The following is a 20,286-nucleotide window of genomic DNA, read 5'->3' as shown; positions in this document are numbered from 1 at the left end:
GGCCGTCCGGGTGTCCGGCGCGGATCTCGCCCCGTTCGGGCGGCCGTGGGCGTCCGCGAGCCTAGACGGGATGGCGCGGTGTCCGCGGGCGCGGCGGGGGTGCCGGCGCGCTGGGGGAGGCCGCCGGGGGCGTGTCGCCGGCGGTGTCGTCCGGGCGAGCCAACCGGCTGGGCCACCAGATGCGCCGGCCGATGTCCAGCGTCAACGCGGGCACGAGGATCGACCGCACGACCAGGGTGTCGAGCAGGACGCCGAACGCGACCACGAAGCCGACCTCGACGAGCTGGACGAGCGGAAAGATGATCAGAGCGGAGAAGGTGGCGGCGAGTACGACGCCCGCGGACGTGATGACGCCGCCGGTGACGGCCAGCGCGTGCAGCACGCCGGGCCGGGGGCCGATCCGCCCGGCCTCCTCGCGGACCCGGGTCATCAGGAAGATGTTGTAATCCACGCCGAGCGCGACCAGGAAGATGAACGCCAGCAGCGGCAGCGAGGGGTCGGCGCCGGGAAAGTCGAAGATCCAGTGGTAGGCGACCGCGCTCCCGCCGAGCGCGGCGAGGTAGGACAGCACGACCGTCGCCATGAGCACCAGCGGGGCGACGATCGCGCGGAGCAGGAACATCAGCACCACGAGCACGACCGTGAGGACCAGTGGGATGATCACCTGGCGGTCCCGCGCCGCCGCGTGCCGCACGTCGAGGTTCACCGCCGTGTTCCCCCCGACCAGCGCGCCCGCGCCCGGCACCCGGTGCACCCGGGATCGCAGCTCGCGCACGGCGTCGAACGACTCCGGGCTGTCCGGCTGGTCGCTCAGGACGACGAGGAACTGCACCCGGTCGCCCGCGCGGCCGACCTCGGCCACCCCCGCCACCCCCCGCGTCGCCCGGATCACGGCACTGACCTGGGGCGCCGCCCGTTCGGCGGCGATGACGTACGTCGGCGCCGCGACGCCCGGCGGGAAGTCCGCGGAGATCAGCTCGATGCCGCGCACCGACTCCACCCGGTGCCGGAAGCCCTCGTCCTGCCGCAGCGACGTGTCCATCGTCAGCAGGCCGACGATGAGCATGCCCAGCGCCAGCGAGGTTCCCACCCACACCGCCCGCGGGTGCCGGTCGATCGCCTCGCCGATCCTGACCCAGCGTCCCGGCTCCTCGGCGAGGTCGAACTCGCTGAGATCCTCGTGGCCGGGGGCGGTGGGCGCGGCCAGCGCGTTGTCGTGGGCGGCCCGCGCCGCCGGCCCCCGTCGGGCCGTGTCGGTGACGGGGGGATGCTCCCCGAATCGGGGGATCAACGGCCAGAACAGCCGGCGTCCGCAGAGCACCATCGCCGCCGGCAGCAGAGTGGTCATCGTCACCAGGGCGGTCGCGATGCCGATCGCGCCGACCGGCCCGAGCCCGCGGTCGGAGGCCAGCACCCCGAACAGCAGGCAGAGCATCCCGATGACGACGGTGCCGGCGGAGGCCAGGATCGCGGGGCCGGCGTGCCGCATCGCCTCGCGCATGGCGCGGCGCGGATCCCGGTGGCGGGTGAGTTCCTCCCGATAGCGGGCGATGAGCAGCAGGGCGTAGTCCGTGCCGGCCCCGAAGACGAGCACCCGCAGGATGCCCGAACTCTGCCCGTTGACGGTCAGCCCGCCGTGCCGGGCGAGCAGGCTGACGATCCCGGCCGCGGTCTGGTCGGCGATGCCCACCGACACCAGGGGGACCAGCCACAGCAGCGGGCTGCGGTAGACCATCAGCAGAATCACGGCGACGATCCCCGCGGTGACGATGAGAAGCCGGCTCTCGATCGTCCTGAACATCTGGAAGGCGTCGGCTACCAGGCCCGCCGGCCCGGTGATCGCGGTCTCGGTCCCGGCGGGGGCGATCCGGGCGGCGATCCGGCGCATCTCGCGGACGTTGTCCGTGAACCGGGCGGCGTCGTCGAGCTGGGCAAGGGGGACGGTGAGGATCAGCGAGCGGCCGTCGGGGGAGACGATGGGCCCGAGGATCGGCCCGGCGGCGAAGGGACGCAGCGCCCCACCGATGGCGGTGGCGGCGGACCGGTCTGCCGGGGTCAGGCCCGCCGGCCTGGTCATGACGACGACGGCCGGTACGGCGTCCTGGCCGGGGAAGTGGCGCTGCGCCGCGAGCAGGCGGGTCGACTCGGCGTCCGCCGGGAGGAACGCGGCCGCGTTGTTCTTCTGGGCGTCGGCGAGGCGGAACGCGATCGGGCTGGCCGCCCCCCCGACCGCGAGCCAGAGGACGATGACCAGCCAGGCCGAGCGGCGTCCGATCACCCACGACACGACCCGCCAGCCCCCTCCTCGGCAGTGCTGCGCCCCGTCCACCGGCAGGCGGCGCCGGATGATGACGACCGTGGTGCTGTCGCGATCCCCTGGCTCGCCCGGCGTCGCGGCCCTGACGGAATCGTCGCAGCTCCGCGGCCCGGCTGCCGGCTACGGCCGATGCGCTCGCGCTACGGGGGCCGGGTCTGTGGGGGCCGGGTCTGCGGTGACCGGGTCTGCGGTGGACCGGTCCGTGGCGGACCGGTCCGTGGCGGACCAGGCGAGGGCGATGTCCGCCGCGACGGCGACGTTGTTCCGCACGGCGTTGATGTTGACCTCGAGGCTCGCTCCGCCGGTCTCCCGGTGGAAGGTCTCCAGGAGGAACGGGGTGACGGCCTTACCGCGGATACCGCGGTCCTCGGCCCAGGCCAGGGCGTCGGCCAGCACCCGGTCGTGCAGGGCCGGGTCGAGGGCCTGGTCGGTGGGCAGCGGGTTGGCCACGACGATCGCCGAGGTGAGGCCCAGCATGTCCGCCGCGGTCATCGTCGCGGCGACCTGACCGGCGTCGCCGACCCGCCAGTCCAGGTCGTAGGTGGTGTGCGGCAGGTAGAAGCCGGGGAAGGTCGACGTCCGATAGCCGACGACGGTGATGCCCAACGTCTCGAGCCGTTCGAGGGTCGCGCCGATGTCGAGGATCGACTTGACTCCGGCGCTCACGACGGTGATCGGTGTGGCCGCGAGGGTCACCAGGTCGGCGGATTCGTCGAAGCTGTCTCCGGCACCGCGGTGCACCCCGCCAAGGCCGCCGGTGGCGAACAGCCGAATCCCCACGCGGGCCGCGAGTAGAGCGGTGGACGCCACCGTCGTCGCCCCGGTCCACCCCGTCGCGCAGGCGACCGGTAGGTCACGCACGGACAACTTGACGACGTCGGCGTCGTCGGCGATGCGGTGCAGATCCGGCTCGTCCAGGCCGACCCGGGGCACGCCGTCGATCACCGCGACCGTCGCGGGGGTCGCTCCCCGTTCGCGCGCCAGCTCCTCCAGCTCCACGGCGACCTCGCGGTTGCGGGGCCGGGGCAGCCCGTGCGCGATCAACGTCGACTCCAGCGCGACCACCGGCGCCCCGGCGGCCAGGGCGTTCCGCACGGTTGCCGAGACGACGATGTTNGATCTGCCCGTCATGCGCCGACCCTACGTCCCGACGCCCCACCCGATCGGCGTCTCATTGCACTACCCGCGGCTCACTGCCCGCGGGTCCGCTCGACCCGAAACCGCAGCGGCACGCTGTACAGCGTCGCGAACCGCTCGACCGAACCGAACACGTTCTTCGCCCAGTCGCTGTACTTGGCGAGGTACCCCGGGTTCCGATCCGCGGGCGGGGCATCCGGGTCGGTGGTGAGCACNCCGGTGAGCACGACGAAGTCACCGCNGCGGCCGTCGTCGTCGAGGTGCAGGGAGCTGCGCGGATTCGTCTGGATCCGGCTCAGTCGCCGGGCGGTGGGTTCGCTGTAGAGCTGGGCGCTGTCGGTGGCGAAGTCCCACAGAAACCAGATCGGCGCCGGCTGCGGGGTGCCGGACCGGTCGGTCGACGTCAGCCAGGCGATCCGGTCCTCGCCCAGCCGCCGAGCGACCTTCGCCCCGAACGCGGTGTCGGGATCGGGAAGTACGGACATCGTCGGCTCCCACCCTCGGCGCGGATCCGCCAGTACTCGGCGATCGACCACTGCTTACCGTAACCTCCCGACGGGCTCATGTGACCGGGCCGCCGCCGGTCCGGGCGCACCGCAGAGTGCGTCGCGCCCGGATCCGGCCGCGGGCCACGCCGGCCGCCCTTACAGTGCCTTGGCGGGCGGCTTGACCGTGCCGGAGACGATCAGTCCGGAGCCGCCGGGCACGGCGTCGACGAGCACGTCGTCGCCGTCGCGGACCTGCCCTGCGAGCAGTTCCCGGGCGAGCTGGTCGCCGATCGCCGTCTGGACGAGGCGCCGCAGCGGCCGCGCCCCGAACACCGGGTCGTAACCGACGTCGGACAGCCATCCCTTGGCGGTGTCGGTGACCTCGAGGCCGATCCGCCGCTCCTGCAGCCGCGCCCGCAGCCGGTCGAGCTGGAGATCGACGATGCGGGCCAGGTCCTCCCGGCCGAGCTGGTCGAAGACGAGGACGTCGTCGAGCCGGTTGAGGAACTCCGGCTTGAAGGCATCCCGCACCGCGACCATCACCGATTCGCGCCGCACCTGCGGGCTCAGGGTCGGATCGGCGATGAACTGCGAGCCGAGGTTCGAGGTCAGGATGAGGATCGCGTTGCGGAAGTCGACCGTGCGCCCCTGACCGTCGGTCAGCCGCCCGTCGTCGAGGACCTGCAGCAGCACGTCGAAGACGTCGGGGTGGGCCTTCTCGACCTCGTCGAGCAGGATGACGCTGTAGGGCCNCCGGNGGATCGCCTCGGTGAGCTGTCCACCGGACTCGAACCCGATGTAACCGGGCGGGGCCCCGATCAGCCGGGCGACCGAGTGCTTCTCGGCGTACTCGCTCATGTCGATGCGCACGACCGCCCGTTCGTCGTCGAACAGGAAGTCGGCCAGCGCCTTCGCGAGCTCGGTCTTGCCGACGCCGGTCGGGCCGAGGAAGAGGAACGAACCGGTGGGCCGATCGGGGTCGGCGATGCCGGCCCGGGCCCGGCGCACCGCGTCGGACACCGCCCGCACCGCCTCGTCCTGGCCGATCACCCGGGCGTGCAGCTCGGACTCCATCCGCAGCAGCTTCGCCGTCTCGCCCTCGAGCAGCCGGCCGGCGGGGATGCCCGTCCAGGCGCCGACGACCTCGGCGACGTCGTCCGGACCGACCTCCTCGTTGAGCATCGCCCCGCCGGGGGAGTCCGCAGCGGCCAGCGCGTCGGTGGCGTCGGTCAGCCGCCGTTCCAACGTCGGGATCGTGCCGTAGCGCAGCTCACCGGCCTTCGCCAGGTCGAGGTCGCGCTCGGCGAGCTCCGCCGCCCGCCGCGCGTTCTCCAGCTCCTCCTTGATCTTCTGGACCTCGGAGATCGAGTCCTTCTCCCGGTGCCAGCGCGCCGTGAGGCTCGACAGCTCCTCCCGCCGGTCCGCCAACTCGCGCTGCAACCGCCCGCGTCNCTCCCGGGAGGCGTCGTCGTTTTCCTTCGACAGCGCCATGTCCTCGATCTCCAGCCGGCGCACGGCCCGCTCGAGCTCGTCGATCGCCACCGGACGGCTGTCGATCTCCATCCGCAACCGGGACGCGGCCTCGTCCATGAGGTCGATCGCCTTGTCCGGCAGGAAGCGGGCGGTGACGTAGCGGTCGGACAGGGTCGCCGCGGCGACCAGCGCCGCATCCGTGATGCGCACCCCGTGGTGCACCTCGTAGCGCTCCTTGAGGCCGCGCAGGATGCCGATGGTGTCCTCGACGGTCGGCTCGCCCACGAGGACCGGCTGGAAGCGGCGCTCCAGCGCCGGGTCCTTCTCGATCCGGGTGCGGTATTCCTCCAGCGTGGTTGCGCCGATCATGCGGAGCTCACCGCGGGCGAGCATGGGCTTGAGCATGTTGCCCGCGTCCATCGCGCCCTCGGCGCCGCCGGCGCCGACCACCGTGTGCAGCTCGTCGATGAACGTGATGATCTGGCCCTCGGCCTCGCGGATCTCGTTGAGGACCGAGGTCAACCGCTCCTCGAACTCGCCGCGCAGCTTGGAACCCGCGACCATCGAGCCCAGGTCGAGCGAGACGATCCGCCGGCCACGCAGCGACTCCGGCACGTCGCCCGCCACGACCCGCAGGGCGAGGCCCTCGACGATCGCGGTCTTGCCGACGCCGGGCTCGCCGATGAGGACCGGGTTGTTCTTGGTCCGCCGGGACAGCACCTGGATCACCCTGCGGATCTCCGCGTCCCGGCCGATCACCGGGTCGAGCTTGCCCTGCTGGGCCCGCTCGGTGAGGTCGATCGAGTACTTCTCCAGCGCGCGGTAGGAACCCTCGGGGTCGCGGCTGGTCACCCGCCGGGCACCGCCGCGGACCTTGTCGAAGGCGCCGCGCAGCGCGTCCGGACTCGCGCCGGCGGAGGTCAGGATGCGGCCGGCCTCGCCCCCCTCCTCGGCGAGGGCGACGACGAGGTGCTCGACCGAGGTGTACTCGTCGCCCAGGCGACCCGCCTGCCGCTCGGCGTTGTCAAGCACGGCGAGGAGCTGGCGGGACAGTTGGGGCGCCGAGACGCTCATCCCGGTGGCTCTGGGCAGCCGGGACACGGCGGCCTCGGCCTTGCCCCGGACCGTGTCGACGGAGGTGCCGGCCGAGGACAGCAGCGCCGCACCGACCCCGTCGGGAGCCTCGAGCAGGGCGGTGAGCAGGTGGAGGGGGTCGNCGAGCGGTGACCCGTCGCCGGTGGCTCGACTGATCGCCGCGGAGAGGGCCTCCTGCGAGCGGGCGGTGAGGCGTTCAGCGTTCATGGCGGATCCCAGTGTGGTCAGGTGCGTGCAGTGTCATCCGTTACAACGCTCAGCATACCTGAGTCGTTCCCGCTCAACCTTGATTCGTGTTCGCGCGTTCCCGGAAAGGCGAGAGGGGCTCCTCGTGGCCCGTTCTGGACCGGGAGAAGCCCCTGGGGTCGGTTGCCGCGCCGGCCGGCGCCCTTGCCGGCCAGGCGGTCAACGGCGGGGAAGCGGCCGCCATACCACGATCGCCCCGCGGTCGACCGGGACGAGGTCGCGCCGATGGCTGGCATGCGCCTCGGCCACCTGCCGCTCCGCGTCGACGCGAGCCCGGGTGAGTTCCTCGGTGAGCTGGCGGACCTGCGCCTGCAGCGCCATCACCTGAGCGCTCAGGTGGAGGATCTGCCGGATGCCTTCAAGGTTGACGCCNTCCTCCTGGGACAGGCGCTGGACCTCCCGCAGCAGGGCGACGTCCCGGGCGGAGTAACGCCGCCCCCGCCCCGCGGTGCGGCCCNGGGTGACCAGCCCGAGCCGGTCATAGGACCGCAGGGTCTGCGGGTGCATGCCGGCGAGCTGCGCCGCGATCGAGATGACGTAGACCGGTGCGTCCTCGTCGTGGGCGGGGCCGGGCAGCGGTCCGGTCGGGTAGTACCCCTCCGGCCGGACCTCGGTGGCCGATGCCATCGGGTCCAGCGGCGGTCGATCCTCCGACCGCCGGGCCGGAGACGTCCGCGCGTGCGGCGCGGCCGGCGGGTCGGACGTGCGATTCGGACGCGCGGTCATCCCTCTGCCTCCATCCGTTCCATCAGCGGCGCCCGTGGGTCCTCGGGATGGGCCTGGGCGAACTCGAGCAACGCCGTGCGTGCCCGCGGCGAGAGATCCGCCGGCTTGGGCACGGTCACCTCCAACGTCACGATGAGGTCACCGTGTCCGCCGCCCGGCGCAGGGACGCCTCGACCACGGGCCCGTAGCCGCCGCCCGCTGGAGGTGCCGGCCGGCACCTTCACCGTGAGCGGCGCGCCGTCGAGGGTCGGCACCCGGACCGACGCGCCCAGGGCCGCCTCGGTGATCGTGACGGGGAGCGTGATGGTCAGGTTGTTGCCCTCCCGGTCGAAGACCGGGTGACGCAGCACGTGGACCGTCACCTCCAGGTCACCCGCCGGGCCGCCGCGTTCCCCGGGCGTGCCGCGGCCGCGTACCCGCAACCGCTGGCCGTCGCTGACGCCCGGGGGGATGCGGATGCGCTGTTCGCGTTCGCGTCGACCGGAGCCCCGGCAGTCCGGGCAGGGATGATCGATCAGCGTGCCCTTGCCCAGGCAGTCGCGACAGGGCTCGGACAGCGCGAATCCCCCCTGGGAACGGGAGACCACGCCCAGCCCGCGGCAGGTCGGACAGGTCCGTGGGGTGGTCCCCGGCCGGGCCCCGCTGCCCTCGCAGGTGGTACAGGTCGCGGCGCCGGGCAGGCGGACCGAAGCCTCCAGCCCGGTCAGCGACTTTTCGAAGGGGATGGTGACCTCGGCCTCGATGTCGCCNCCCCGGCGCGGCCCGCGGCCCGGCGACGACCGCTGGAACATGTCGAAGAAGCCACCGAGACCACCGCCCGATCCGCCGAGGAGATCCTCGAAGTTGACGTTCGGTCCGCCCCCGTAACCCCCGCCGGGCGCACCGAAACCGCCGGGCGCACCGAAGCCGTAGCCGCCGGCCCGTCCACCCCCGGGGCCGCCCGCCCGGCCGCCGGCCGCGAACAGCGCCCGGGCCTCGTCGTACTCCCGCCGACGACTCTCGTCGGAGAGGACGTCGTAGGCCTCGGACACCTCCTTGAAGCGCGCCTCGGCCTTCGCATCGCCGGGGTTCTTGTCCGGATGCANCTCCCGGGCAAGCTTGCGGTACGCCTTCTTGATGTCGGCCGCCGAGGCGTCCTTGGGAACGCCGAGAGCGGCGTAATAGTCCTTCTCGACCATGTCGCGAACACTCACGGCGCCCCTCCTTTCCTCGTCGTGTCAGTCGGCGTCGTGTCAGTCGGCGCTGACAGTGGGCCCGCCGTTGTCCGGGCCGGGGATGCTGCCGGTGTCGTCCGGGATGGGGCTCGACCGCTCCGCCGCCTGCTCGTCCGGTAGCCCGGACCCGCCGCGCGCCGCCTCGTCGGCTGCTGGCTCGGCCTCGGCCGGCGCCGCCACCTCGCCCGTGGGCTCCGCGACCGACACCTGCGCGGGGCGCAGGACCCGACCCGCGTGCAGGTAGCCGGCTCGGAAGACGTCCACACAGGTCGGGCCGGTCACGTCAGCCCGGTAGGAGTGCATGAGTGCCTCGTGGACGGACGGGTCGAACTCGTCGCCCGGCGACCCATAGCGCTCCAGGCCGGCGGCCTCCAACGTCGCCTCGAGGGCCTCGGCGATGGCCTTGAAGGGGCCTTCGAGATCCCCGTGGTCGCGGGCGCGGCCGATGTCGTCGAGGGTCGACAGCAGGCTGGCGAGCAGCTTGGCGCTCGCCTGCTCGCCGATCTGCTGGCGGTCCCGCTCGACCCGCCGGCGGTAGTTGTCGAACTCCGCCTTCAGCCGCTGCAGATCCGCCGTGCGCTCGGAGATCTGCTGCTGCAGGGATGCGACGAGCTCGCCGTCGGCCTCCTGGCCGAAGGCTCCGGGGGCAGCGGCGCCCGCCACCCCGCCGGGCCCGGCGGCGGCATCTGCCCGCACCTCACCGCTCTCCGGATCGATCCGCCGCCGGTCGCGCACGACCACGCGAGGCTCCTCCTCGTCGTCTCGACTGCCGGACCCGCTCGCACCCCACCAGTCACCTGATTGACCGGAGGTCACTTCTTGTCCTCCTCGTCCACGATCTCGGCGTCGACCACGTCGTCGTCGGCCGGTCCGCCGGCACCGGGGGCACCCGCCCCCTCCTGGGCGGCCTNCGCGTACATGGCCTGGCCCATCGCCTGGCTCGCGGCGGCCAGAGCGTCGGCGGCCTCGCGGATCGCCGCCGTGTCGGTGCCCGCGACGNCACCACGCAGGGTGCCGAGCTTCTCCTCCACGTCGGACTTCACCGCGGCGTCGATCTTCTCGCCGTTCTCGGCCAGGAACCGCTCGGTGGAGTAGACGAGGGTCTCCGCCTTGTTGCGGGTCTCGGCCTCGTCGCGGCGGTTACGGTCCTCCTCGGCGTACTGCTCCGCGTCGCGGACCATCCGGTCGATGTCATCGCGCGGCAGGGCGGACCCACCCGTGATCGTCATCGACTGCTCCTTGCCCGTGCCGAGATCCTTGGCGGACACGTGCACGATGCCGTTCGCGTCGATGTCGAAGGTCACCTCGATCTGGGGCAGGCCGCGCGGGGCCGGCGGGAGCCCGGTCAGCTCGAACATGCCGAGCTTCTTGTTGTACGCGGCCATCTCGCGCTCACCCTGGAACACCTGGATCTGCACGGAGGGCTGGCTGTCCTCGGCGGTGGTGAAGATCTCCGAGCGCTTGGTGGGAATCGTGGTGTTGNGCTCGATGAGCTTCGTCATGATTCCCCCCTTCGTCTCGATCCCGAGCGACAGCGGGGTGACGTCGAGCAGCAGGACGTCCTTGACCTCGCCCTTGAGCACGCCGGCCTGCAGCGAGGCGCCGACGGCGACGACCTCGTCCGGGTTGACACCCTTGTTCGGCTCCTTGCCGCCGGTGAGCTCGCGGACCAGGTCGACGACGGCGGGCATCCGGGTGGAACCACCGACGAGAACGACGTGGTCGATGTCGCTGACCTTGATGCCCGCGTCCTTCACCGCCTGCTGGAAGGGGTGCTTGCAGCGGTCGATCAGGTCGGACGTCATCCGCTGGAACTCGGCACGCGTCAGCGACACGTCGAGGTGCAGCGGGCCCTCCGCCGAGGCGGTGATGTAGGGCAGGTTGATCGACGTCTGGCTGGACTGGGAGAGCTCGATCTTCGCCTTCTCGGCGGCCTCCCGCAGCCGCTGCAGGGCCATCTTGTCCTTGCCGAGATCAACCCCGTGCTGACCGTTGAAGGTCTTGATCAGGTGATCGGTGATCCGCTGGTCCCAGTCGTCACCGCCGAGGTGGGTGTCGCCAGAGGTGGACTTCACCTCGACGACGCCGTCGCCGATCTCCAGCAGCGAGACGTCGAAGGTGCCGCCACCAAGGTCGAAGACCAGGATGGTCTGCTCCTTCTCGCCCTTGTCCAGCCNGTAGGCGAGGGCCGCCGCGGTCGGCTCGTTGACGATCCGCAGAACGTTGAGGCCCGCGATCGTGCCGGCCTCCGTGGTGGCCTGCCGCTGGGCGTCGTCGAAGTAGGCGGGGACGGTGATGACCGCATCCGCGACGGTCTCGCCGAGGTAGGACTCGGCGTCCCGCTTGAGCTTCTGCAGGATGAAAGCGCTGATCTCCTGCGGAGTCAGGTCCTTCGCGTCGACCTTCATCTTCCAGTCGGTGCCCATGTGGCGCTTGACCGACCGGATGGTGNGCTCGACGTTGGTGACCGCCTGCCGCTTCGCGACCTCGCCGACCAGGACCTCGCCGTTCTTCGCGAAGGCCACGACCGACGGGGTCGTGCGAGAGCCCTCGGCGTTCGCGATCACCGTGGGTTCGCCGCCCTCGAGCACGCTCACGACGGAGTTCGTGGTGCCGANGTCGATGCCGACCGCTCGTGCCATGTCTGTGTGCCTCTCGATCCGTGTCGGCGCGCAGACGGTGCGTGCGAGCCGACCTCGTGGGGTGGAACCTCTCGGTGGACCGATTCTCCGAGGGCCACCCGGAGAGTGCGGTCCTGCTAACGCTAGGGCGTATCAGGAGGTTGAGCCTTCCTGACTCATGATGACGGCTCCTAGCATAACCCGGCAGAGGTGAGTCTGCCAGACTCAACTTTACCGACCCGGGTGTGATTCCCGCGGAGGCGGTCCGGCGGGAGACACCGATCGGTGGTGCGGCCGGTCGTGTCCGGCCCTCCGGCGGATGGCGGGCGCGGTCGGGTGTCGCCGCGCGGGATCGCCGCGCGGGGGCGCCCGGTCGGGCGATGCGAGAACCTCCGGCTCGCCCGCCAGCGCCGGGGGCTGCGGGCATGCCACAGACCCGACGCCGCCCGCCGGGTCAGGGACCGGCGGGCGGCGTCGGGTGCGGAATCGGGGCGGACGGTGCCCGGTCAGGAGTCGGCGGGCGGCTGCGGCTTCGGCTTCGCATCTCCGGACGGGGAGCTGTCCGGCGGGTCGCCCACGCTGCCCGCGGCGCCGTTGCGGGGTGGCGCGGCGGCTGCCCGCGGCGGCCGCACGGCGGCCAGGATGCGGCCCCGGCGGGCGCCTGCCCGGGGTCGGGCGCCCCCGCCACCCGGAGCGGCCAGGCCGATCGAGGTCACCGGGCCGGCGGCATCGGGCGGGTCGTCGTCGGCGAGATCCGCGGCCTGGGCCGGCGCCTCGCGACCCGGGACGGCCAGCGGCATCCCGGTCCGCTCGCTGAGGTCGGCCTGCCGGCCCAGGTCGGCCTCGATCTGGGCGAGCCGGTCGAGCATGTCGCTGGCGTCGCCGTCGCGCTCGCGGATGGTGCGCAGCGCGTCCATCAGGGTCAGCCACTGGTCGCGGTCGACGGTGACCTGGTCGGCCAGCCGGTTGGCCGAGAAGGCCGGGAACAGCCGCTCCGCCGCGGCGATGATCTGCCGTACCTCACCCGGGTTGAGGCGGCCGGGCTTCTTCCGGATGAAGTTGGCGACNTCCTTGATGCTGATGATCGTCACACCGTCGAGGGCGCCGTCGCTCCACAGCACGTTGGCCTCGACCATCACCAGGATCGGGTTGACCGGAATCTTGAGCATCGGCAGCGCTGCCCGAACCTGGCTGCGGACCTCGCCACCCAGCCAGGAGGTCCGGTCGATCACCGGCTTNAGTGACTCGCCGTCGCAGATCGCCCCGCCCTTGGTGTAGCGCACGGTCCCCTTGCTGTTGTCGCTGCCGATCACCATCACCCCACCGGGGCCGATCACGAGGTGGCCGATGGTCGCCTCGGAGTACGGCACGGACCGGTCGTGGAGGATGATGTAGCCCTGCCTACGNAGCCGGGCGATGGCCCGGGCGGTCCTGCGCTCGGCCTCGGCGCCCTCCCGCAGCGACTCGATGTCCGGTGCGGTGCCGTACGCGGCGATGATGATGCCGGCCGGCCAGGCCAGGAAGACCAGGAAGAACACCGCGATCGCGATGCCGGGCTGCCCGACCCCGAAGCCGATGACCAGGGCGAGGACGAAGCCGACCACCGCCGCCCGCGCCGCGATGCGGGGGACCTGCCGCGTCAGCCGGTCCCGCCGGACCAGTGCCTGGTTCTCCCGGGCCCGCTGGTATTCCGTCTCCAGGGACTGCCCGGGACGGCCGACTCGGGTCATCGTCGGCCGGGTGCTCGTTGCCATCGTGCCCACCATGGTTCGCAGGGGTCGTCAACGTTGGTAGCGGCCCGTCCGCCGGGAACGCCGGGCATCGTCGCGACAGCGCTGGCACCGAGCCCACGCATGCCTAGGGGAAGCATGCACCGCGGGACACACGATCGCCCGGTCCACTGTGGGCGAAAGGCCGTCCCCATGGTGCGTCGAAGATCCTTGCAGCACAAGGGTTGACATCATCGACTCGGGTGCCATCGCGGCGCGGACGTGGGCGGGACGTGGTCGGACGTGGCGGGACGGTGCTGGCGCCGCGCCCGCCGCCGGCCACCCGCCGACGCCGGCGCGGGTGCGCGGATGCGTGACGGCGCGGTAGTCGCGGCGGTGCGGGGCGTTGCGCGTCGGTTGGGCATCTGCCACTGAAAGTAGCAGTCCAGCGCACCCGGCGCGGGTGATCGGGCCTTCGGACCCCCTATATCGGGCCGCTCGGACCACGTCGTGGCAGGGTCGGGTGGTAGGCGGGCTCGCCGCCGGCTGAAGAGGTCAACGCCGTCCGTATCCGGATCGCGAAGACGACCTTGGCCGGTGGATGGGACGGGGCTCGTCGAACGGGTGGTGCGGATCACTCGTCCCATTTGTTACTAGCCGGTACGAGTAGGCTCACCCGCGATGGTGGGNGCCAGATGGAGGATGCTGTGAGAATTGCGATCGGTGGAGCGATCACGCTGATCGCTCTCGCGGTAGCCGGACGCCGGGTGTTCTGGCTGTTCCGGCTGATCAGGTCGGGACAGCCGGTGCAGGGCCGGCTGGACGACCTGCCGAAGCGCATCTGGACCGAGATCAGCGAGGTCGGCGGTCAGCGGAAGCTGTTGAAGTGGTCGGTGCCGGGCATCGCGCACTTCTTCACCTTCTGGGGCTTCACAATCCTGCTGCTGACCGTCATCGAGGCCTATGGCGGTCTGTTCGACGACGACTTCCACATTCCGGGATTCGGCCACTGGGCGGCCATCGGCTTCCTGGAGGACTTCTTCTCCGTTGCGGTGCTCGCCGGACTGATCGCGTTCACGATCATCCGGATCAAGAACGCGCCNGCCCGACTGGAGCGCAAGTCGCGCTTCTACGGCTCGCACACCGGACCGGCGTGGGTCATCCTCGGCCTGATCACGGCCGTCGTCGTGACCCTGCTGATCTACCGCGGCGCCCAGTACAACACCGGGAACCTGCCGCAGGGCCAGACCAAGTGGGCCTTCGCCTCCTACGTCGTCAGCCGGATCTTCTCGGGCCTCTCGCACGATGTGAACGAGGACATCGAGACGGCCTTCCTGCTGCTCAACATCGCGGTCATCATGGGCTTCTCCGTGCTGGTGGTGTACTCCAAGCACCTGCACATCGGCCTGGCCCCGATCAACGTCGTGCTCAAGCGCGAGCCGGCGGCCCTCGGCCCGCTCGGCAGCACTCCCGACATCGAGAAGCTGATGGAGGAGGACGAGCCGCTCGTCGGCGTCGGCAAGGTCGAGGACTTCACCTGGAAGGCGATGCTCGACTTCGCCACCTGCACCGAGTGCGGGCGCTGCCAGAGCCAGTGCCCCGCCTGGAACACCGGCAAGCCGCTGTCGCCGAAGCTGCTGATCATGGACCTGCGCGACCACCTGTTCGCCAAGGCTCCGTACCTGCTGTCGACGAAGGGCGAGGCCGAGGGCGAGGAGGCACCGAAGGCGGTCACCGGGGTCGAGGAGGACGCGCACGCCCACGCTCACCACGGCGTGCCCGAGTCCGGCTTCGGCCGGGTGCCCGAGCCCGGCCAGCCGCAGGTGGACCGGCCGCTCGTCGGGACCGCCGAGGAGGGCGGGGTCATCGACCCCGACGTGCTGTGGTCGTGCACCAACTGCGGTGCCTGCGTCGAGCAGTGCCCGGTGGACATCGAGCACGTCGACNACATCGTCGACATGCGCCGTTACCAGGTGATGATCGAGTCGGCGTTCCCGTCCGAGGCCGGCGTCATGCTGCGCAACCTGGAGAACAACGGCAACCCCTGGGGCGTGTCGCCGCGGACCCGCACCGAGTGGACCGAGGGCCTGCCCTTCGAGGTGCGGATCATCGGGGACGGCGAGCAGATTCCCGAGGACGTCGAGTACCTCTACTGGGTCGGCTGCGCCGGCGCCATCGAGGACCGGGCGAAGAAGGTCGCGCGGGCCTTCGCCGAGCTGCTGCACACCGCGGGCGTCGAGTTCGCGATCCTCGGCACCAACGAGTCCTGCACCGGTGACCCGGCCCGCCGGCTCGGCAACGAGTACCTGTACCAGGAGATGGCCAAGGCGAACATCGAGNTGTTGAACGAGACGGGCGTCAAGAAGATCGTCGCGACCTGCCCGCACTGCTTCAACAGCCTCGCCCGGGAGTACTCCTCGCTCGGCGGNGAGTACGAGGTCGTCCACCACACCCAGCTACTCGGCAAGCTCGTCGAGGAGCGCAAGCTGGTGCCGATCACCCCGATCGACTCGTCGGTCACCTATCACGACCCGTGCTTCCTCGGCCGGCACAACAAGGTCTACACCCCGCCGCGGGAGATCCTGGAGGCCATCCCCGGCATCCGGGGCCAGGAGATGCACCGTTGCAAGGAGCGCGGGTTCTGCTGCGGCGCCGGCGGCGCGCGGATGTGGATGGAGGAGAAGATCGGCAAGCGGGTCAACGTCGACCGGATGGAGGAGGCCCTCGGCCTCGACCCGGACGTCGTGTCCACCGCGTGCCCGTTCTGCATCGTGATGCTGACCGACGCCGTCACTGAGAAGAAGCTCGCGGGTGAGGCGAAGGAGAGCGTCGAGGTGCTCGACGTCTCCCAGCTCCTGGCCCGTTCGCTGGCCCCGGCGACGCCGGCCACGACCCCGGCCGAGCCCGTCGGCTGACCTGCGCCAGCCCCGCCGCGACCCGGGACCCTCGCCAGCCGCGAGGGTTCCGGGTCGTTGCCCTTTCGGCGGTGGATCAGGCGGGCGGGAGCTCGCCGTTCGGGACGGCGGCGCGGGTGAAGTCGCGGTAGGCGCGGGATGGCGTCGGACCGCGCTGGCCCTGGTAGCGGGAGCCGTAGACGGCCGAGCCGTAGGAGTGCTCGGCCGGCGAGGTCAGCCGGAACAGGCAGAGCTGGCCGATCTTCATACCCGGCCAGAGCTTGATCGGCAGTGTCGCGACGTTCGACAGCTCCAGCGTGACGTGCCCGGAGAAGCCGGGATCGATGAAGCCGGCCGTCGAGTGGGTGAGCAGCCCGAGCCGGCCCAGGCTCGACTTTCCCTCCAGCCGGCCCGCCAGGTCGTCCGGCAGGGTGATGATCTCCAGCGTCGAGCCGAGCACGAACTCGCCCGGGTGCAGCACGAACGGCTCGTCGCCGTCGGGTGCGATGAGTTCGGTGAGATCCTCCTGCTCGACCGACGGGTCGATGTGGCTGTACCGGTGGTTGGCGAAGACCCGGAACCAGCGGTCGAGCCTCAGATCGATGCTGGACGGCTGGATCAGGGCGGGGTCGTGGGGGTCGAGGCGGATCCGGCCCGCGGTGATCTCGGTCCGGATGTCCCGGTCGGACAGCAGCACGTCGAGGACGTTAGAGCATGCGTGGTCGATCTTCATCGTCCGTCCGCCNGGCCACCGCCGGTCGAGGGTTCGCCCGAGGGAGTGAGACGTAGCGTGACAGGGGTAGGTAGAGGCGTGTCCGCTCGGGGAACGCCCGGTCGGAACGGGGCGTCCCGGCGGAAGGGCGGGGAACGCGGACACAGGCGGGAGAAGCATGTTCGGGCTACCCGATCACATTCAGGCGTGCCTGTTCGATCTCGACGGGGTGCTCACCAATACTGCGACGGTGCACGCGGCCGCGTGGAAGGAGATGTTCGACGACTTTCTGGAGAACTGGGCCAGCCGGTCCGGTGAACCGTTCGTCCCGTTCGACATCGGCCGGGACTACGCCGACTACGTCGACGGCCGGCCCAGGGTCGACGGGGTGCGTGCCTTTCTCGCCGCCCGCCACATCCGGCTGCCCGAGGGGACCGTGGACGACCCGCCGTCCGCGCTGACCGTGAACGCGCTGTCCAACCGCAAGAACATNCTGCTCCTGAAGCGGATCAGGACCGACGGCGTGGAGGTCTATCCGGGCTCGAGGACCTATCTGGAGGAGCTGTCGAGGCGCGGGGTGCCCCGGGCCGTGGTCTCCTCCAGCGCCAACTGCGTGGAGGTGCTGCGATCCACCGGCCTCGCCGCCTTCGTCGACGCGGTCGTCGACGGCGTGGTCGCGGCCCGGGACCACCTGGGCGNCAAGCCGGCGCCGGACACCTTCCTCGCCGGCGGCCGGCTGCTCGGCGTGCCGCCGGAGCGGGCGGCGGTGTTCGAGGACGCCCTGGCTGGCGTCGAGGCCGGCCGGGCCGGCGGCTTCGGCTACGTGGTCGGCGTCGACCGGGTCGGGCAGGGGCACGCCGAGCAGTTGCGCAGGCACGGCGCCGACGTCGTCGTCAAGGATCTGGCCGATCTGCTCGCGCCGTCCGCGCCGTCCGCGCCGTCCGCGCCGTCCGCCCCTGGGCGCGGCCCGGCATGATCGACAAGGCGTCCTACCTGATCGAACCGTGGGCGATCCGGGAATCCGGCGTCGACCTCTACGATCTGGGCCGGTCCGAATCGTTGTTCGCGTTGTCCAACGGCCACATCGGGCTGCGCGGAAACCTCGACGAGGGTGATCCACACGGCCTGCCCGGCTCCTACCTGAACTCCGTGCATGAACTGCGCCCTTTGCCGTACGCCGAGGCCGGGTACGGATATCCCGAATCCGGGCAGACGGTCATCAACGTCACCGACGGCAAGATCCTTCGATTGCTGGTGGACGACGAGCCGTTCGACATCCGGTACGGCGAACTGCGGTCNCATCAGCGGATGATCGATTTCCGGGAGGGCGTGCTCACCCGCGACGTGGAATGGGTCTCACCGGCCGGCCAGACGATCCGGGTGCATTCCGAGCGGCTGGTGTCGTTCTCCCAGCGGTCCATCGCCGCCTTCTACTACGAGGTCGAGGCGATCNGGAATCCGGCCCGGGTCGTCATCCAGTCGGAACTGGTCGCCAACGAGCAGCTCCCGACCTGGCGCGGGGATCCGCGGGCCGCCGCCGTGCTGGAGTCGCCGCTGATCTCCGAGCGTCACCGTGCCGACGGGACCAAGGTCGAGACCGTCCACATCACCCGGCACAGCGAGATCCGGGTCGCCGCCGCCATGGATCATCACTTCGAGGGCCCGGACTCGCTGGGCATCTCCTCGGAGAGCGAGCCTGACGCGGGTCGGGTCACCGCGACGGTCGTGCTGCTGCCCGGCCAGAAGCTGCGGATGGTCAAATGGCTCGCGTACGGCTGGTCCGAGCAGCGGTCCCTGCCGGCGCTGCGCGACCAGGCCGCGGCCGCGCTCGTCGCCGCCCGCCAGACCGGCTGGGGCGGCCTGGTGCGCGAGCAGAAGGAGTACCTCGACGCGTTCTGGGCGCGCGCCGACGTCGAGGTCGACGGCGATCCGGAGGTCCAACAGGCCGTCCGGTTCGCGCTGTTCCACGTCCTGCAGTCGGCCGCCCGGGCGGAGCGCCGCGCCATTCCGGCGAAGGGCCTGACCGGTCCGGGCTACGACGGGCACGCCTTCTGGGACTCCGAGACCTACGTGCTGCCGGTGCTGACCTACACCGCCCCCGACGCCGCGGGCGACGCGCTGCGCTGGCGGCATGCGACCCTGCCGCTGGCCCGGGAGCGGGCCGAGCTGCTCGACCTCGCGGGCGCCGCGTTTCCCTGGCGCACCATCCACGGCGAGGAGTGCTCCGGGTACTGGCCGGCGGGGACGGCGGCGTTCCACGTCAACGCCGACATCGCCGACGCGGTCGCCCGCTACGTCAACGTCACCGAGGACGAGCGGTTCGAACGCGAGGTCGGCCTCGAGATCCTGGTCGAGACTGCGCGGCTGTGGCGCTCGCTGGGTCACCACGACCTCGACGGCCGGTTCCGCATCGACGGCGTCACCGGCCCGGACGAGTACTCGGCGATCGCCGACAACAACGTCTACACGAACCTGATGGCGCAGCGGAACCTCATCGCCGCCGCGGACGCCGCCCGCCGCCATCCCGACCGCGCCGCCGAGCTCGGCGTGGACGCCGAGGTGACAGCCTCCTGGCGGGACGCGGCCGAGGACATGTTCATCCCCTACGACCCCCATCTCGGGGTCCACCCGCAGTCCGAGGGCTTCACCGAGCACCAGGTGTGGGACTTCGAGCACACCACGGCCGAGCAGTACCCGCTGCTGCTGCACTTCCCCTACTTCGACCTCTACCGCAAGCAGGTCGTCAAGCAGGCGGACCTCGTGCTCGCGATGCAGCGCTGCGGCGACGCGTTCACCATGGACGAGAAGATCCGCAACTTCGCCTACTACGAGGCGCTGACCGTCCGGGACTCCTCGCTGTCGGCCTGCTGCCAGGCCGTGATGGCCGCCGAGTGCGGCCATCTCTCCCTCGCCCACGACTACCTGCGCGAGGCCGCGCTGATGGACCTGCGCGACATCGAGCACAACACCGGTGACGGCCTGCACATGGCCTCGCTCGCGGGAAGTTGGATCGCGCTCGTGGAGGGCTTTGGCGGCCTGCGCGACGGCGGCGAGGTCATCGCCTTCTCCCCCCGCCTGCCCGAGGGCCTGACCAGGCTCGCCTTCGGCCTGTGCGTGCGCGGGCGCCACCTGCGGGTGGAGGTGTCCGATGCGACGGCCACCTACACCGTCTCCGAGGGGCCGGCGATGACCCTGCTCCACCACGGCCAGACGGTGCGGGTCCAGCCGGACGAGCCGGTGAGCCTCGACGTGCCGCCCGCCCCCGTGCTGGAACGACCCAGGCAGCCCCCCGGCCGCGAGCCGCTGCGCTTCCTGCGCCCGCCCGGCGAGGGCGGCCAGTCGAACCCCGGCGCGGGCTCCAGCGCGGGCGGCGCCGCCAGCGTCGGCGGCGGCCACGGCGGTGTCGGCGGCCACACCGGCGGTCACGGCGGTCATACCGGCGGCCGCGGTGGTGCCGGCAGCTTCACCGGCGCGGTCCCTTCCAGCACCGGCAGCAGCATCGACGGCTGACCACCGCCCCGGCGTCGGCGGCCCGACCGGGCGCCGACGGCGATCTGACCGGGGCGCCGGCCGAGCCACCGGCGGCGGGGCGGGGACACGGAGCCTTCCCGTGCTCCCGCGCCGCCCCGCCCTGCCACCCCGGCCCCTGCATCC

Annotated in this window: 10 protein-coding genes and 25 pseudogenes; 10 read left to right on the top strand and 25 right to left on the bottom strand. The window is 71.6% G+C overall.

The window, feature by feature from the left end:
* Positions 1-61: 61 nt before the first annotated feature.
* The 24 genes and pseudogenes from FF86_RS08520 to FF86_RS43565 form a co-directional block, all read right to left on the bottom strand.
* Positions 62-2,287 (bottom strand): MMPL family transporter, encoded by a 2,226-nt coding sequence (locus tag FF86_RS08520; RefSeq protein ID WP_044883960.1) that lies wholly within the window; start codon positions 2,285-2,287, stop codon positions 62-64.
* Between the two features lie 150 nt (positions 2,288-2,437).
* Positions 2,438-3,433, bottom strand: a pseudogene (locus tag FF86_RS08515) (pseudouridine-5'-phosphate glycosidase); the annotation flags it as partial.
* Between the two features lie 74 nt (positions 3,434-3,507).
* A complete protein-coding gene (locus FF86_RS43665; protein WP_242418422.1) occupies positions 3,508-3,669 on the bottom strand; it encodes a hypothetical protein in 162 nt (53 codons plus the stop codon).
* Positions 3,670-3,696: 27 nt separating this feature from the next.
* On the bottom strand, positions 3,697-3,939 hold a 243-nt coding region (locus tag FF86_RS43655; protein ID WP_242418402.1), incomplete at its 3' end, for a pyridoxamine 5'-phosphate oxidase family protein.
* A gap of 159 nt (positions 3,940-4,098) precedes the next feature.
* Positions 4,099-4,694 (bottom strand): annotated as a pseudogene (locus FF86_RS43650) (AAA family ATPase); the annotation flags it as partial.
* A 6-nt stretch (positions 4,695-4,700) separates the two neighbouring features.
* Positions 4,701-5,393 (bottom strand): annotated as a pseudogene (locus FF86_RS43645) (AAA family ATPase); the annotation flags it as partial.
* 1 nt (position 5,394) lies between these two features.
* Positions 5,395-6,631 (bottom strand): annotated as a pseudogene (locus tag FF86_RS43640) (Clp protease N-terminal domain-containing protein); the annotation flags it as partial.
* A gap of 1 nt (position 6,632) precedes the next feature.
* On the bottom strand, positions 6,633-6,717 hold an 85-nt coding region (locus FF86_RS62050; protein ID WP_255355740.1), incomplete at its 3' end, for a hypothetical protein.
* Between the two features lie 198 nt (positions 6,718-6,915).
* Positions 6,916-7,128, bottom strand: a pseudogene (locus FF86_RS43635) (MerR family transcriptional regulator); the annotation flags it as partial.
* 1 nt (position 7,129) lies between these two features.
* Positions 7,130-7,213 (bottom strand): annotated as a pseudogene (locus FF86_RS43630) (MerR family transcriptional regulator); the annotation flags it as partial.
* Between the two features lies 1 nt (position 7,214).
* Positions 7,215-7,482: pseudogene (locus FF86_RS63625) on the bottom strand (MerR family transcriptional regulator); the annotation flags it as partial.
* Positions 7,479-8,231 (bottom strand): annotated as a pseudogene (locus FF86_RS43620) (DnaJ C-terminal domain-containing protein); the annotation flags it as partial. The pseudogenes FF86_RS43620 and FF86_RS63625, both read right to left, overlap by 4 nt.
* A gap of 1 nt (position 8,232) precedes the next feature.
* Positions 8,233-8,566: pseudogene (locus tag FF86_RS43615) on the bottom strand (DnaJ domain-containing protein); the annotation flags it as partial.
* Between the two features lies 1 nt (position 8,567).
* On the bottom strand, positions 8,568-8,675 hold a 108-nt coding region (locus tag FF86_RS43610), incomplete at its 3' end, for a DnaJ domain-containing protein (protein ID WP_242418421.1).
* 39 nt (positions 8,676-8,714) lie between these two features.
* Positions 8,715-9,431, bottom strand: coding sequence for a nucleotide exchange factor GrpE (gene grpE, locus FF86_RS08490; protein ID WP_370657242.1), 717 nt, complete (start codon positions 9,429-9,431; stop codon positions 8,715-8,717).
* A 77-nt stretch (positions 9,432-9,508) separates the two neighbouring features.
* A pseudogene (locus FF86_RS43605) lies at positions 9,509-9,606 on the bottom strand (hypothetical protein); the annotation flags it as partial.
* Between the two features lies 1 nt (position 9,607).
* Positions 9,608-9,695, bottom strand: a pseudogene (locus FF86_RS43600) (hypothetical protein); the annotation flags it as partial.
* Between the two features lies 1 nt (position 9,696).
* A pseudogene (locus tag FF86_RS43595) lies at positions 9,697-10,178 on the bottom strand (Hsp70 family protein); the annotation flags it as partial.
* 1 nt (position 10,179) lies between these two features.
* Positions 10,180-10,872: pseudogene (locus FF86_RS43590) on the bottom strand (Hsp70 family protein); the annotation flags it as partial.
* 1 nt (position 10,873) lies between these two features.
* Positions 10,874-11,147, bottom strand: a pseudogene (locus FF86_RS43585) (Hsp70 family protein); the annotation flags it as partial.
* 1 nt (position 11,148) lies between these two features.
* A pseudogene (locus tag FF86_RS43580) lies at positions 11,149-11,313 on the bottom strand (Hsp70 family protein); the annotation flags it as partial.
* Between the two features lie 510 nt (positions 11,314-11,823).
* Positions 11,824-12,384, bottom strand: a pseudogene (locus FF86_RS65685) (NERD domain-containing protein); the annotation flags it as partial.
* Position 12,385: 1 nt separating this feature from the next.
* Positions 12,386-12,555, bottom strand: a pseudogene (locus tag FF86_RS43570) (NERD domain-containing protein); the annotation flags it as partial.
* Position 12,556: 1 nt separating this feature from the next.
* Positions 12,557-12,723, bottom strand: a pseudogene (locus FF86_RS43565) (nuclease-related domain-containing protein); the annotation flags it as partial.
* A gap of 1,010 nt (positions 12,724-13,733) precedes the next feature.
* On the opposite strand from FF86_RS43565, the pseudogene FF86_RS43560 reads away from it, so the two are divergent.
* From FF86_RS43560 to FF86_RS43545, 4 genes and pseudogenes are all read left to right on the top strand, one after another.
* Positions 13,734-14,128, top strand: a pseudogene (locus tag FF86_RS43560) (Fe-S oxidoreductase); the annotation flags it as partial.
* Position 14,129: 1 nt separating this feature from the next.
* Positions 14,130-14,972, top strand: a pseudogene (locus FF86_RS43555) (4Fe-4S dicluster domain-containing protein); the annotation flags it as partial.
* A gap of 1 nt (position 14,973) precedes the next feature.
* Positions 14,974-15,365: pseudogene (locus FF86_RS43550) on the top strand (heterodisulfide reductase-related iron-sulfur binding cluster); the annotation flags it as partial.
* Between the two features lie 90 nt (positions 15,366-15,455).
* Positions 15,456-15,941 (top strand): (Fe-S)-binding protein (locus tag FF86_RS43545; protein ID WP_242418401.1); only part of this gene is annotated, 486 nt, incomplete at its 5' end.
* Positions 15,942-16,017: 76 nt separating this feature from the next.
* Here FF86_RS43545 and dcd read toward each other — a convergent pair.
* Positions 16,018-16,617 (bottom strand): dCTP deaminase, encoded by a 600-nt coding sequence (gene dcd, locus FF86_RS08470; protein WP_044883951.1) that lies wholly within the window; start codon positions 16,615-16,617, stop codon positions 16,018-16,020.
* A 193-nt stretch (positions 16,618-16,810) separates the two neighbouring features.
* On the opposite strand from dcd, the pseudogene FF86_RS43540 reads away from it, so the two are divergent.
* From FF86_RS43540 to FF86_RS08460, 6 genes and pseudogenes are all read left to right on the top strand, one after another.
* Positions 16,811-17,124 (top strand): annotated as a pseudogene (locus tag FF86_RS43540) (hypothetical protein); the annotation flags it as partial.
* Between the two features lies 1 nt (position 17,125).
* A pseudogene (locus tag FF86_RS43535) lies at positions 17,126-17,330 on the top strand (hypothetical protein); the annotation flags it as partial.
* A 1-nt stretch (position 17,331) separates the two neighbouring features.
* Positions 17,332-17,608, top strand: a 277-nt coding sequence (locus tag FF86_RS43530) for an HAD family phosphatase (protein ID WP_242418400.1), incomplete at its 5' end; no start/stop codon positions are given.
* Positions 17,605-17,930 (top strand): annotated as a pseudogene (locus tag FF86_RS43525) (family 65 glycosyl hydrolase); the annotation flags it as partial. The gene FF86_RS43530 and the pseudogene FF86_RS43525, both read left to right, overlap by 4 nt.
* Before the next feature lies 1 nt (position 17,931).
* Positions 17,932-18,084 (top strand): annotated as a pseudogene (locus FF86_RS43520) (hypothetical protein); the annotation flags it as partial.
* Between the two features lies 1 nt (position 18,085).
* The coding region (locus tag FF86_RS08460; RefSeq protein ID WP_242418399.1) for a glycoside hydrolase family 65 protein at positions 18,086-20,142 on the top strand (2,057 nt) is incomplete at its 5' end.
* Positions 20,143-20,286 lie beyond the last annotated feature (144 nt).

Origin of the sequence: Frankia sp. CpI1-P (assembly GCF_001421075.1) — a bacterium.
Taxonomy (GTDB): Bacteria; Actinomycetota; Actinomycetes; order Frankiales; family Frankiaceae; genus Frankia; species Frankia torreyi.
This window is presented reverse-complemented; position numbering and strand designations above follow the sequence as displayed.